At 62.1% G+C, this 13,858-nt stretch carries 8 protein-coding genes and 1 tRNA gene; 5 read left to right on the top strand and 4 right to left on the bottom strand.

Going from position 1 to position 13,858, the window contains the following annotated elements:
* The first annotated feature begins 359 nt into the window (after positions 1-359).
* The 4 genes from K9D25_RS01620 to K9D25_RS01605 all read left to right on the top strand — a co-directional run bounded on the left by K9D25_RS01620 (position 360) and on the right by K9D25_RS01605 (position 7,747).
* Positions 360-4,031: a hypothetical protein gene (locus K9D25_RS01620; protein WP_244378624.1), complete on the top strand. Its 3,672-nt coding sequence runs from the start codon at positions 360-362 to the stop codon at positions 4,029-4,031.
* Between the two features lie 94 nt (positions 4,032-4,125).
* Positions 4,126-5,457, top strand: a complete 1,332-nt coding sequence (locus K9D25_RS01615; protein WP_244378622.1) for a hypothetical protein — start codon at positions 4,126-4,128, stop codon at positions 5,455-5,457.
* A 739-nt stretch (positions 5,458-6,196) separates the two neighbouring features.
* Positions 6,197-6,811 carry an HNH endonuclease signature motif containing protein gene (locus K9D25_RS01610; protein WP_244378620.1) on the top strand — a complete coding sequence of 205 codons (615 nt, stop codon included), beginning with the start codon at positions 6,197-6,199 and terminating at the stop codon, positions 6,809-6,811.
* Between the two features lie 282 nt (positions 6,812-7,093).
* Positions 7,094-7,747, top strand: a complete 654-nt coding sequence (locus tag K9D25_RS01605) for a recombinase family protein (protein WP_244378617.1) — start codon at positions 7,094-7,096, stop codon at positions 7,745-7,747.
* Between the two features lie 45 nt (positions 7,748-7,792).
* Here the strand turns inward: K9D25_RS01605 and K9D25_RS01600 are convergent, their stop codons facing one another.
* From K9D25_RS01600 to K9D25_RS01590, 3 genes are all read right to left on the bottom strand, one after another.
* Complete coding sequence (locus K9D25_RS01600) at positions 7,793-9,364, bottom strand: hypothetical protein (RefSeq protein WP_244378615.1); 1,572 nt, start codon at positions 9,362-9,364, stop codon at positions 7,793-7,795.
* A gap of 261 nt (positions 9,365-9,625) precedes the next feature.
* A complete protein-coding gene (locus tag K9D25_RS01595) occupies positions 9,626-11,320 on the bottom strand; it encodes a tyrosine-type recombinase/integrase (protein ID WP_244378612.1) in 1,695 nt (564 codons plus the stop codon).
* Positions 11,321-11,406: 86 nt separating this feature from the next.
* Positions 11,407-11,491, bottom strand: a tRNA-Leu gene (locus K9D25_RS01590).
* Positions 11,492-11,764: 273 nt separating this feature from the next.
* Here K9D25_RS01590 and K9D25_RS01585 point away from each other — a divergent pair.
* Entirely contained in the window at positions 11,765-12,787 is a 1,023-nt protein-coding gene (locus K9D25_RS01585; protein ID WP_244378610.1) for a complex I NDUFA9 subunit family protein, read from the top strand.
* Between the two features lie 76 nt (positions 12,788-12,863).
* Here the strand turns inward: K9D25_RS01585 and K9D25_RS01580 are convergent, their stop codons facing one another.
* Positions 12,864-13,670, bottom strand: coding sequence for an undecaprenyl-diphosphate phosphatase (locus K9D25_RS01580; RefSeq protein ID WP_244378608.1), 807 nt, complete (start codon positions 13,668-13,670; stop codon positions 12,864-12,866).
* Positions 13,671-13,858: the final 188 nt, after the last annotated feature.

Genomic DNA, 13,858 nt, shown 5'->3' with positions numbered 1-13,858 from the left:
AGAATTAGGCGCCTTCTTGAAATCAGCATAACGCTGACCTCATGCGCGAGCCCCGATGCGGCGACATTGGGGATGCCCGCGAGAGACTGAATCAGTGCCACCGCCCGGTTCCCCCGATGCACCTCGCGCGGCCACTCCAATGCACCCCGTCGGCCACCCACGGCACCCGTGCGAGACCCATACTGAAGCGGCCACTATGGCTAAGCCGCTGTCCGCTTTGTCCTTTCGGGCCGCTCTCTAGCGGCCGTTGACGTCGGCCGGGCGCATCCACCCGCACACCCATCACCACGAAGCCTCTCCCCTTCGGCCTGCCATGGGTCGGGAGCGGGAGCGCTTTGTCTTTCTCCAGGGGAGACACGATGAACGACGACGATATCTTCCAGCAGGCCATCGACGCGGTAGACAAAGCGGAGCCTGATGCAGCCCCGGCGACATCCCCCGCGAACGCGGCGCCGCCCGCTTCCTCTCCCTCCACCGCGACAGCACCAGAGACCACTGCGCCAAAACAACCGTATGCCGTCGTGCGTGCCCTGAATGGGGCGGAGGCGGTTTGGCGCTCCATGGGCGCGGGCATTGGCAAGGCCGCTCTGGAGACGAAGGATTTCTTCGTTGGGGAGCCGGCGGAGGAAGACAAGTGGGCTTTCCGGCGGTCCTTTGAGGGGCGAGCGAAGGAACTCTCCAATGCCAGCCCGGTCAATGCTGCCGCCATGGGCGTCTCGCAGTTTGTCACGGGGATGGTCGGCGTGGGCAAAATCGCTGCGCCGCTGAAGGTTCTCCAGAAGTCCAAGACGGCCTTCGAGATGGGCAAGGCGGCCGTCGCCACGGGTCTCGTGATGGACCCGCACGAGCAACGGCTGTCCGACCTTATCCAGTCAGTGCCCGCGCTGCGGAACCCCGTAACCGCCTATCTCGCCTCCGACCCTACGGACAGCGCGGCCGAAGGGCGCTTCAAGAACGCCGTCGAGGGGCTCGGTATCGACCTCGCGCTGATCGGGGCGGTGAAAGCCTTCAAGCTCCTCCGCCGAGGCGAGCCCGAAGGCATAGCGCAAGCCATGGAGCCGGAGGAGGTGAGCCCGGCGGTGGACGTGGATGCACCATACTCCCCCGGCGCTCGCGTCACCGAGGAGGCCACACCGCCGAGCGTGAATGACAATACCCCGGCGATGAATCTAGGCGCTCCAGCCAACGACACGGGCGGGGAGCCGCTTGGAGCCGGACGGCAGGCGGACATCGGGGTGCGCACAGGGGACGAGCCGGGGGCTATGCCGCCGAAGGCCGCCAATCAGAACGAACAGATAGATGCCGCCAAGCTCCCGGAGACTGGACCCGCTAACGACAACCTCACGCCCGGCGCGGTTCGTGCCGCTGACGAGGTTCCGGCCACGCCCGGCTCTGCCGCATCGCCCTCTGCTATCTCGGCGGACGAAGCCGCGCAGGCGATGGCGAGGGGCGAGGTCACCGACGAGGCCCTCGGCGCTATCCTGAAGTCTACCGATGCGGAGCTTTCCGCCATCAAGCGGTACGGATCGCGTGAGGCCGCCGCCGAGGCTGGGCAGGTCGCGCTACGCTCCACCACCTCCCTGCCGTGGCAGAAGCTGCGGGGCACCGACGAGGTGATGACGTTCATGGAGACTTCGGCGCGGGTCCTCAAGAGCCAGATGGATATCGCCAAGGGCGGAGACATTCTCTCGGACGCTCGGGTGTCCTCCATGGTCCAAGCCCGCGCTGATATGTTCGGGGAAGACCCGGCTATGCTGATGGGGCAGATCACTAAGGCCGGCAACGCGGCCGGGGAAATGGTGGCGAACATGGAGGCCGGCTATTTGCTCGCCAATCGCATGTTTCAGGACACCTATGACCTCGCTTTCCGCATCCGCAACGGCATGGAGGCCGATACGGTTCGGGCCACGGGGGAGCTTAAGGCACGTCTCTCCGCATCGGCGGACCTACTGGCGTCCGCCCGCTCCATGTCGTCCAATGCCGGCCGGGCGCTGCGTCGCATGCGGGGACAATTCCAGTTCAGCCCGGAGGACGTTCAGAAGATCAAGGCAGTGGACCCGGAGAAGCTCGCGGACCTGATTTACCAGACCAAGGGAGACCCCCAGCAACTGATGCGAATTGCTGACCCTTCCTTCCTCACACGCGTGATGGATGAGGCGGCGTATTCTCTCACCAACTCGCTCTTGTGGCTCTGGCCGACCCATGTGGTGAACATCGCTTCAAACCTTTACATGCTGGCCGGGCGACCGACCGAAAAGCTGCTCGGGTCTCTCGCGGTAGGATCGAAGCGGGGCGGGAACGCTCTGCGGTCGCAGGCCATCCGAGAATACGCATATACGGCGTCGTCCCTTGGCGATGCCTGGACGGCTATGAAAGACGCCTTCGTGCGCGGCGACTCTATCCTCTCGCCACACAACACCGAGACGTTCCAGGGCGGCACGTCGGTGCGGACGGCTCAACAGCCCTTGCCGTGGAAGCCGGTCAACGGCGTTCTAGACCTCGCCCAAAACGCATGGATGGCGGCGAACTATCGGAACATCGTCGGTCTCCCTACGCGCACCCTCGGGGCGGCGGATGAGTTCTTCAAGACGCTCCGCTACCGGGCATATGTTCAGGCGGGGGCCGCCGTGGAGGCGAACGCCAAGGGGCTCAAAGGGGAGGAGTTTCGGCGGTTCGTCGGTCGCGAACTGGAGAAGGCAATCGACCCGGCCACTGGCCAAGCTCTGGACCAAAGGGCGCTGCAAGAGGCGCAGGTAAGCACCTTCCAGCAGGAACTGCTCTCGGGAACGCTCGGCGCTACCATCCAGCAGGCCCGTGCGCGTCACCCTGTGCTGACCTTTGTCATGCCGTTCGTGAAGACGCCCGTGAATGTCTTGCGCTACGGCTGGAAGATGACGCCCGGCCTCAACCTTCTCCAGCGGGAGTATAAGACGGACTTCTTCGGCGGCTCCGGTACGGAGCAACAGGCGCAGGCCATGGGCCAGATGGCTTTGGGGATGACGTTCAGTGCCCTTAGCGCCTTGCTGGCATTGAACGGGCGGATCACCGGAGGCGGGCCGTCCGACCCGGCGCTCCAGAAGGAACTGCGGGCCACCGGATGGCAGCCTTATGCCTATGTCGTGGAGGGTGGCGACGGGTCTCGGAAGTATATTCCGATGGGACGGGTGGACCCGGCGGGCATGACCATGTCCATCGTTGCCGACCTTGTGGAGATGATGCGGCTGGACCCTGAAGGCTCCGACGCGGAGAAGGGCATCGGGGCTATCGCCATGACGCTAGCCAAAGCATTCTCTGACCGCACGTTTCTCCAGAGCATGCATCAGGCTCTTGAGGCCCTTAGCGATCCATCGGGGGACCGGGCGGAGCGATACCTCGCCTCCATTGCCGGCAGCGCTATACCGCTTTCCTCGGCTCTCCGGGGGCTCAATCCCGACCCGTATCTCCGGGAGGCGAGGGGGTTTGTGGATAGTCTGAAGCGGGGGCTTCCGGGTCTCAGCGAAACCCTGCCGAAGGCCATTGATGTTTGGGGCGATCCGGTCGAGAGGTCGATTAGTCTTCTTACGTCTCAAGAGAGTGACCTAGTGGAGGCGGAGAATAACCGCCTGATGGTCGAGACCGGAAAGAGCATTGGCCGTGTCAGTCCCATCGTTGAAGGGCTGGACCTAAGAGACATAACGCTGAAGAACGGCCAAAATGCCTATGAGAGGCTTCAAGTACTTTCGGGTCATATTCCTGGATACAGTAGTCTGAAACAGCATTTGCTGCCGATCATCAGGGCTGAAGCGTATCAGGATATGGAAGATGGCGCGGCCAACATCAAGGGGACACGACTGTACCATTTGGGGCAAGCGGTGCAGACATATCGCGACGCTGCTCGTAGGGCTCTGATTGTGGAAAATCTTGATGTCCTCTCCCCGCTGGTCCGAAAGCGCCAGCAGGAGGCCATGGGCGCCTATCAGAAGAGCCGGGAGCGGCGGCAGGCGCAGCAATCCGGCAGTCAACAGATACTGGACGCTTTGCGGCCGAAGTAGCGGCGGCACTGGGGGAGGCGTTCGGCGCCTCCTCCGCATTCCTAATCCGACAACCCGGAGCGACCCCGATGCCATTCCGCAGGCAGGATGACCCATGACCATTTTTCCTCCAAGCCGACCGGCTGGCGGGGCAGGGGAGGAACGCCGAGGCGACTTCACGTCCGTCTTCATAGACCCTTGGCTTACCTGTCAGGGGGATGCGCTGAAGGCACTCACCGACACCATCATGTCCCGCCTCTCAGCCGCCGCACCCCGTGCTCCCGTCACCCGCGCCGCCCGCCGCGATGCACTGGCCCGGAAGGAGCTTGCCGTCGCCAACCTCGTGGCGAACCTCGCGGCTCTTGCACTCAGCCCCCACGCGGCGCCTTCCACCCGCCTCGGCGTATCCACCGCCAAGACCAAGGCCACGAGATACGACCGCGCGGATTACCCGAGGCGCATCCTAGCGGAGACGCTCGCGGCGCTGGAGACGATAGGAGTCCTGAAACGGTACCCATATCTCTACAAGCAGCTCGCCACCACGGTGGAGCCCACTGAGGCGTTCAAGGCAGACTTGGAGAGCCATGGTGTCCGCCTCCGGGACATCGGCCGGGAGCGAGGCGGGGAGGCGATTTGGCTCAATGCCCGCACCGGGGAGGCTCCCTTCGGGAACAACCCGATGCCCAAGGCGCTGATGCCCTATGACGATACGGAGGAGACCAATCGGCTCCGCTCCGAGGTCCAGCGGCTCAATGCCTTCCTCAACGCCTCCGCCATGACGTTCGACGGGGAGCCTCAGGTGCCGGTAGCCCTTCGGCGGACGTTCCTCCTTCGCTCTCCTCAGGACACCCCCGCGTTCAACCTCAACGGCCGGCTGGTGGGAGGCTGGTGGCAGAACCTGAAGTCGACCGAGCGGCACCGCATTGCCATTGATGGCGAGGCAATATGTGACATCGATTTCGCCTCCTGCTTTGCCATGCTGGCGTATCTCCGGGTTACAGGCGGCATCCCGAATAGCGACGCTTATGACATCCCCGGACTGGAGGAGCACCGCCAAGGCGCCAAGCTGGGGCTCCTCTCGCTCCTCTCGCGGTCCACAGAGATGCGCCGGCTGGCGCCAGAGCTTAAGGCCGCGCTGCCTCACGGGTGGAATGCCCAGCGTTTGCACGAGGCGATGGCCCGGCGGCACCCTGCCATTGCGGGCTGCTTCGGGACAGACATCGGAGTGGAGCTTATGGCCGATGAGAGCCGGCTTCTCATGGCGGTGCTTCTGGAACTGGAGGCACGGGAAATTCCGACGCAATCGCTTCACGATGGCCTTCAGGTCCGCATATCCGACCGAGAGGAGGCCATGGAGGTGATGCAGGCCGTATCGGCGCGGGAACTTGGTCAGGCTCTCCCCGTGCGGGAGAAGGCCGTAAGGCGGCCCACTATTGGCGCGGCGTGATGGACGACATGGAAAAGGGTCAGACGTTTGCCCCGTCTGACCCTTCCCATTTGGCTGTAGCTTGAAGGCCGGACCATCGCGGCTGCAATCATCAGGCAGGAAGCATTCTACTCGATAGAATCGCAGACTTACAAGTTAAAATTCCATCGCTTCGGGATATTTCTGCTAACCGGCCACTAATGGGGGGAGGTGGCTCTAGGTGGGGTCTCTAGGTCACAAGGTGGAGGTCTGGTCTTCGACCATCAACGACCTCTTATTTCACCGAGAGGGGGGCTAGAGGTGTGCCGGTCTATAGTGCTCAATGTCACTGAGTAGCTACCGGATAACCCTAAGCATCCCTCTATGACGGGAGGGGGGCGGATGAATATCCCCTCCACCTCAAGCACCTCCTCCTCTCAGTCACCCTCTCGACGGATGGCCGGCCCATCCCATCGGGCCCCCCGCCATCGCCCCCGCCATCGCCGCCCCGCCTTCGGCCCCCTCTAGCACCGCCCCCATGCCGGCCTCGCGCTCTCCCGCCGCTCTCTCCCATCGCTGCCAATGGGTCTCCGCCTCAGGCGCCCGCCTCGCGGTGCCTGTAAGTGCGCCCATGCGATGGGGCATCGGGGCCGCTCGTCCCGTGAGCATCACGTAAATCGGCAGTCTCCATTAGGCGTAGCACGTGGAGGTGCCGATGCCGCGAAGAACCCGGAAGGAGGCCATGAAGCTCCTCCGGGCTCCTATGAAGGATAAAGGATCAATGAACGAGAGAAACCCTCAGGTCTCCCCCGAAGTCACCGCCGAGATTGCCCGTGAGTTCCTTGAGTATAACCCGGAGACGGGCATGATGATTTGGCGGGTGCGACCCCGGAAGTGGTTCACGACTGACGCCGAGCATCGGACTTGGAACAGTAAGTACGCAGGGCGGCAGGCTGGTACGCTGAAAACGGACACGGGATACCGGGGAGTTCGCATCTTCGGCCGCCGCTACCCCGAGCACCGCCTCGCGTGGTTAATGCAGACGGGGGCATGGCCGGAGACGGAATTGGACCACATCAACCATCGCCGCGACGACAACCGATGGAAGAACCTTCGTCCTGTCACGTCCTCGGAGAACCGGCAGAACTTGGGGCGCCGCTGCAATGGTCGCCTTCTTCCGTTGGGAATTGATCGGTTGCCGGGCAGCAAGAAGCTACGCGCCAGGATCACCGTGGACGGCGTAAAGATGGAGCTTGGTCGGTTCGACACCGAGGAGGAGGCCGTTAGGGCGCGTGAGGTGGCGGAGATCGCCGCCGGCTATCACCCGAACCATGGTCGCGATGTTGTGGAAGGCGAGGAGCCGCCCATTCGTATCGTGGTCCAACTGGACGACTGACCCTCCGCCACCCGCCCCCCGGAGCCGCCTATCCAGCCTCCCGGATTGCCCCACGGGTGCCTCACGCGAATTCTCGAACATACGTGGCAATTGACAGCTTTCCCCCCGGTGGGTGGGTGGGGGGTGCCCCCGTGGTCTTTGCGTGAGGGTTCGGCCCGCTGGCGGCTTGCCGGGCACCCCCTCGGCGCTTCCCTGCCGCGAAATAACATCCACAACCAACGTTGACATTAGATAATTAGCGAAGGAGAATCATCAGCAAGGCACATGAAGGGAAGCCGCGCCATGAAACGCTATGTCATCTACACGCGAGTGAGCACCGAGGATCAAGGAAAGAGCGGCCTTGGTCTGGAGGCGCAGCGTAGAGACATAGAAATCTTCCTCACTAACTTCTCAGAGGAGCCTTGGGAGGTAATCGGGGAGTTTCGGGACATCCTCTCAGGCAAGAGTGATGACCGCCCGCAATTGGCCGCTGCCCTGAAGCTGGTGCGGGAGACTGGCGCGGAGCTTCTCATCGCCAAGCTGGACCGCTTGAGCCGCAAGGTGTCCTTCATCGCTGGCATCATGGACGACAAGCGGGTGCGGCTCCGGGTCGCCTCCATGCCCTTCGCGGATAACTTCCAGCTTCATATCTACGCAGCGCTGGCGGAGCAGGAGCGCGACTTCATCTCCAAGCGCACCAAGGCCGCTCTCGCCATCGCCAAGGAGAAGGGGAGGCAGCTTGGAGGGCTCCGGGACGCCACCATGAAGCGCAATGCTGCCATTCAGGAGAAGGCGGCGGCAGAGGCCCGGAAGGTCATGCAGATCATCGGCCCCTTGCGCCAGTCAGGCCGAACCCTCGCCAGTATCGCCGGAGCGCTTAATGACATGCAGGTGGCGACATCGCGTGGCGGCCAATGGACGGCCATGCAGGTTAAGCGGGTGCTGGAGAGGGTCTAGTGCGCTATGATATTCTACGCTTAGAAGAATGCACTCACGGAGAAGCTAGCGATTCTTTCGTTCACGTGCTGCCTGTGCTCTGCGCTGTTTGCGGTTCCCATAAAATCCTTGATTGGCTCGTGTTTTGGTGGGCGAGGCTAGGGGGAATTCCGCGCTGTGATGGTTCTTTTCTTGGACATTTCTCATAATGCCAAGTTCCTCGCAGTCTCTTTGAGCGTTCTGGCGGTCAATTTCCGTCCATTCCGATTGTATTCCATATATTATGTCTTCCGAAGCTCCTCGCCCTTGACCTGGGGGTTCCATTGCTATGCCGATAATTCTCTGCATGCGTGGGTACTTCATCAAAAATGACTGAGCATATGTCTTAAGGTAATGCGTCCGCATCAGCCTATATTTTTCATACCCGCCTGTCTCGTCCATCCAGTCTTTGTATTTAAGGGTAAGGAAAAAGAACCCCGTCTCGTGGCGGGGCGAGCCTTCCGGGGAGATCATAGCTCGAAAGAATGAGTCGCCATGACGGCCTCTCTCTAAGGCACCAAGTATCGCTTCACTATGGCTTCGCCGGAGAAAGCGATTCTGTAAAGCCATATGTCTGACAGCAATCTCGCTTTCGGTTAGAGAGTATTCAAATCCAGGAAGAACAATAGATGTTCCTCCCAACATATGATTTGTGAAGGTCTCAATCAAACGATCCCAAGCATATGAATTTTCATTTGCTTTAGCTCGTGCCGAGTACTCAGGGCTCGATATGTAGGACTTATAGTGCCCTGGCCCTATGGCTAGAATGTCACCGTCTTTCCATATGACGCCATTTGGTGGAGTGAAGTCGTGCTCGCCATTTTCGTTCATTCGAACTGCATAATAGGCAAGTAAGTCTTCTTCTCCATGAGCCAATCCAAGGTGCCCGGATCGTATGAAAGCTGATCGCTTATCTAAATATTCAGTGAAGTCGGAAATTGTATCAAGTTCATTCATTACAATATCAAGTGCAGTTTCGTCAAAAACATGCACAAAATCGCCACTAGGGTCAATATCTCCCACGGTAAAGGGAGAGTAGGTCTGTGACGCGGGCCGACAATGATCCTCTCCTTTGATGGACGGATCAATAATAAGCGTCCCAAGGCCGCCTTCAAAATAGCCACGACAGGCTTCGGCAGCTCCTCGTGCAACGACGACTCGGTGAACGCGTCGCTTTTCCAGAGATGGGAGATTAAGTGGAAATTTTTCTTTGCACTCACGATCAAGAAATATACGATCTGGAAAATCTTTGATCCATCGTTCGGCGCCCTTCAGCTGAGATGCTGCCGCTAATACGGCCTTTCGAAACCACCGTGGCCACGCAACATCGAGATTTGTATTTGGCCAAGTTATATTTTTCTCGGAAAACACAATAATGTGTGGTTCACATACAACAAGAAGATCGCACAGCTCTTTACCTTCACCATTTCCCGATAGTTTTTGCGCTCGAAATGGATTTGGATAAGACCATAGATTCAAGAAGGTTCTATCTGATAATTTTGCTAGGTAACGCTCCGACGGAGTGGATCCGGTAGACCGTATTATTGCAGGTCGCAACTGCTCGAAATGATCGGAAATGTTTGCCGGTTTTTTGATCATTTTTGATGTCATGAGTTTGATGTTGCGTCGAATATTTAATATTCGTGGTGAATTATATTGTAAATATTGATGAATATTTTTATTTATAAAACCATCGTGATATAATATTTTATATTAGACGCATGGATGTCCCCACAGGCGGGCCCGTTGGACGCGGTCAGCCGACGGAATGAATTCCGCTTTGCCCACTATAGCAATTTATGAAGCGGTAAGCTGCTGCGAATTCGAAGGGGCGCCAGCAGGGCGCGTTCGCGGGGAATACTATTCCGTCAAGCGGGAGTGACGCTCCGGCAGTTTGGTGACGAACCGGGGGAACCGCTCCAGCGCTGCCGCCATGGCCCTGATGGTCACGCCCCCGTAGGTCTCGCCTTCCGTCCGGGGCGCGTGGCCCTGTATGGCGTCCAGCGTCCGCTGCTCAATGCCGGCATCGCCACCCAGAGCCTTGAAGGTGTGCCGCCAGCCATGATTCGGCTGGACGTTCGGGTCTGTCACGACCTTGCGCACCTCATCGGTGATGACCCGTTTGGCGTAGCGCCACGAAGCCCGCTCGGTGCCGGACCACATGAACAGGAAGCCGGCCGGTGCCGATTGCACGAACTCCACGAAGCCAAGCTCCACGAGGTGCGGATGCAGCGGGACGGTTCGCATTTGCCCGCCCTTCACCGTGACGGCCTCAGGCGTGATGGAGACCACCCATTGCCCCGCCTCCTGCCGGACATCCTGCTTGCGTAGCTGGACCATCTCCCCGACCCGCGCCCCGGTATAGGCACAGAGCCACGGAACCCACCGCCGGAGGGCAAACCGCTGCGCTGGCTCCCCATTCTCCCTCTTGGCGTTGAGAGCGGGGGAGAGGATCGCGCCCGCCTCCTCCTCCGTGAACCACGGTTGCCGAACCTTCTGCTTCCGCGCCGACTTCATCGTCACCTTCTCGGCGGGGTTGCTGGCGAGCTTCAGGTTGGCGACGGCCCACCCAAAGACGCTCTTGAGGCCCGCGAGGTAGCTGTCTTTGATGGTTTTGGCGCTCAGCGGCTTGCCCGTTGCCGGGCTCGGCGTGGACACCATGTGATCCTTGAACCGCACGATATCCTCGGCGGAGACCTTCGCGGCGTCATCATGCCCGAGGAAGGCAATGAGGCGCTCCAGCGCGGTGCTGTAGCTGTCCTTGGTGCTGACCGACCGGCCGGCGCGTTCCGCCTCCCGCCACCACTCCGCAAAGAGGCCGCGCATGGACACGGCCGGCGCTGCCTTCAGGGGCTTGGAGGGCTTGGGGGGAGGGCCGGGCGGTTGCCATTCAGGGAACCTCGTGGCCTTCGGGTCTTCGCTGTAGTCGCCTTCGGCCATCCGGGCGCTGGCCTCCAGCCCGTCCGCAAGCGCCTTGATGAACTCACCAAGAAGCAGGCGGCGCGAGGCTTCATCCACGAAGGGGATGCCGTGGCGCATCAGGGTGCGGTTTACGAGGGGGCCGACTTCGCGCTCCCGGTCTTCAGTTTCCGCCGCGAGGAGCTTTTCAGCGGCACGGCGACGGCCGGCGGCCTGTTCCTCCGGGTCTATGCCGTGCTCACGCACGAGGGTGCCATCGGCCTCGGCTTGGATGGTGATGGATTTGGAGGTCTCCAGCTCCTCCGCCCACGCGCGGTAGACTTCGCCAGACAATGCGACGCACTGCTTATGCGAGAGCGTGGCAGGCACCGCCGCTCGCAGGCCCGCATAGATGCCCTCCAGATGGGCGATAATGGTCGCCTGCCGGCGCTTCGCCTCGCTGGGGTCGAATGTGCGCAGGGAGACCCGAATGGCCTGTGCGCTCTCCGAAATGGAGACCGGCGCGAAATCGTCACCGAGCGGCACCTCCAGCGTCACGCCGACCAGTCGCGGCCGAACGTCCACGGGGATTCGCTGGACGAATTGGTGATTGGAAGAATTTTTGCGCTTCATCGGCGCCACAAGCCAAAGACCCATCGTTGCACACCGTTGTTACACAGTGCGACACCGACAGGACCTTGAAAAGGCTTGACCTTTTGATACCGCACAATTCTGCGGTATGCTGGTGCCCAGGAGAGGACTCGAACCTCCACGGTGTTACCCACTGGTACCTGAAACCAGCGCGTCTACCAATTCCGCCACCTGGGCATGTGCCTTGCGGCACGGCGGCGAGAGATAGTCGGGTGGACTCCCTCTTGTCAACGCACCTTTCACAGAAGATTCCAGCTAGCGGTGGAAATCTCGCGGATCCACCTTCTGGCGGCGCTCCCGCTATGGCGGTGTCATCTCGGCGCCCCGGCGTGCCGTCCCGCGTTATGCCTGCGCGCAAAAGCCCGCGGCGCTCTCACGCGGAGCGCTGGACGCTGCCGCAGCGGCGCGCTAATCGTCGTGGCATGCCAATGCCGGGCCGGGAGACGTCACATGGTCGACACCACGAAGGAACTGCCGCTGGAGAGCGAGGCTGAACTGGCCCGGCGCCCGGCGCCGATGGAACGGCTGGTGACGATCTATGGCGGCTCCGGTTTCGTCGGCCGCCACGTGGTGCGCGCTCTGGCGCGGCTGGGCTGGCGGGTTCGGGTGGCGGTACGCCGGCCGGACCTCGCGGGCCATCTGCAGCCGCTCGGCGCCGTCGGGCAGATCGCCCCGGTGCAGGCCAATCTGCGCTACCCCGCCTCCGTGCTGCGGGCGGCGGAAGGCGCGGAAGTGGTGATCAACCTCGTGGGCGTGCTGCATGAGAGCGGCCGCCAGAGCTTCGAGGCCGTGCATAACTTCGGCGCGCGGCAGGTGGCGCTCGCGGCGCGGGAAGTCGGCGCGCGGCTGATCCATATGTCGGCCCTTGGCGCCTCGGCCGAGTCCGACGCGCTTTATGCCCGCAGCAAGGCGGCGGGCGAGGCGGCGGCGCTGGAAGCTGTTCCTGGCGCGGTGGTGATGCGCCCGTCCATCGTGTTCGGCCCGGAAGACGATTTCTTCAACCGCTTCGCCGCCATGGCGCGGCTCTCCCCGGCGCTGCCACTGATCGGTGGCGGCGGAACGCGCTTCCAGCCGGTGTTCGTCGGCGATGTCGCCGAGGCCTTTGCCCGCGCGGTGGACGGTCAGGCGCGGCCGGGCACGGTCTATGAGCTCGGCGGGCCGGAAGTGCTGACCTTCAAGGCGCTGATGGAACTGCTGCTGGCAGAGATCGACCGCAAGCGCCTGCTGCTGCCGATGCCGGCCGGGCTCGCGGCGTTCAATGCCCGTTTCCTCGAAATGCTGCCCAATCCGCTGCTGACCCGCGACCAGGTGCGCCTGCTCGGTTACGACAATGTGGTCTCCGACGCCGCCAAGGCGGAAGGGCGGACCCTGGAAGGGCTCGGCATCACGCCCAGCGCTCTCGGGGGCATCCTGCCCGGCTATCTCTGGCGTTACCGCAAGGCTGGCCAGTTCTCCCGCCCGGAAGCCGCCTGATCGACGCGAACACCGCCAACGAAAAGCCGCCGACGCGCCCGCGCCGGCGGCTTTTTTTATGGGGCGTGCGCGGGCCTCAGCCCACCAGCGCCAGTGCCACCAGCCCGACGCCGCCCACCCCGATGCGCCACCAGCCGAACGGCGCGAAGCCATGGCGGGAGACGAAGGCGATGAGCCCGCGCACCACGGCGAGCGCGGCGATGAAGGCGGCGATGAAGCCGACCGCGATGATGGTCATGTCGTCGGCATTCAGCGCGTCGCGGTTCTTGTAGAGGTCATAGGCGAAGGCGCCGGTCATCGTCGGCAGAGCGAGGAAGAAGGAGAATTCCGCCGCCGCCGGCTTGCTGGCGCCGAGCAGCAGGCCACCGACAATGGTGGAGCCCGACCGGGACACGCCGGGAATCATGGCCAGGCACTGGATGAAGCCGATCTTCAGCGCCAGCAGCGGCGGGAAGGCCATGGCGTCGGTGTGCACCGGCTTCACCTTCAGCGTGTCCACCCACACCAGCACGATGCCGCCAAGGATCAGCATGATGCAGATCAGCGCCGGTGTCTCGAACAGCACGCTCTTGATAAAGCCGTGGGCGAAGGCGCCGATCACCGCTGCCGGGAGGAAGGCGATGAGGATGCCGAACACGAAATTACGCGAGCGCGGGCTCGTCGGCAGGGTGATCAGCACATCGAAGAAGCGGCGGAAATAGACCACCAGCAAGGCGAGGATGGCGCCGAGCTGGATGACGACCTCGAACACCTTGCCCTCGCTCTCGAAGCCGAGGAAATGCCCGGCGAGCAGGATATGGCCGGTGGAGGAGACGGGCAGGAACTCGGTAAAGCCTTCCAGAAGGCCGAGAAGGAAGGCTTCGAGCAGAGTGCCGAATGACATGAGGCTTATCCGTGGGGAAAGGGCGATGAGCGGTGGGCGGGCGCCGGGGCGACGCGGGCGCATCCTGTCCGCTTCGCGCCGGCTTCGCAACGTGACGCAATGGAAGCCCCGGACAAGGGCCGACAAATAAACTTCCGTTGCGGTCGGCCTCAGCCTCGGGCAGACATGAATCCGCCTCAACTGGCGGC

The sequence above is a fragment of the Ancylobacter polymorphus genome (genome assembly GCF_022836935.1).
Classification (GTDB): domain Bacteria; phylum Pseudomonadota; class Alphaproteobacteria; order Rhizobiales; family Xanthobacteraceae; genus Ancylobacter; species Ancylobacter polymorphus_A.
The sequence above is the reverse complement of the archived record's forward strand: the minus strand, read 5'-3'. Positions and strand labels throughout refer to the sequence as shown.

What these genes read in the sequence shown, in the direction of transcription:
- K9D25_RS01585 (WP_244378610.1), top strand. Translation starts at nt 11,765, where the DNA reads ATGGTCGACACCACGAAGGAACTGCCGCTGGAGAGCGAGGCTGAACTG.
- K9D25_RS01580 (WP_244378608.1), bottom strand. Translation starts at nt 13,670, where the DNA reads ATGTCATTCGGCACTCTGCTCGAAGCCTTCCTTCTCGGCCTTCTGGAA.
- K9D25_RS01605 (WP_244378617.1), top strand. Translation starts at nt 7,094, where the DNA reads ATGAAACGCTATGTCATCTACACGCGAGTGAGCACCGAGGATCAAGGA.
- K9D25_RS01615 (WP_244378622.1), top strand. Translation starts at nt 4,126, where the DNA reads ATGACCATTTTTCCTCCAAGCCGACCGGCTGGCGGGGCAGGGGAGGAA.
- K9D25_RS01620 (WP_244378624.1), top strand. Translation starts at nt 360, where the DNA reads ATGAACGACGACGATATCTTCCAGCAGGCCATCGACGCGGTAGACAAA.
- K9D25_RS01600 (WP_244378615.1), bottom strand. Translation starts at nt 9,364, where the DNA reads ATGATCAAAAAACCGGCAAACATTTCCGATCATTTCGAGCAGTTGCGA.
- K9D25_RS01610 (WP_244378620.1), top strand. Translation starts at nt 6,197, where the DNA reads ATGAACGAGAGAAACCCTCAGGTCTCCCCCGAAGTCACCGCCGAGATT.
- K9D25_RS01595 (WP_244378612.1), bottom strand. Translation starts at nt 11,320, where the DNA reads ATGGGTCTTTGGCTTGTGGCGCCGATGAAGCGCAAAAATTCTTCCAAT.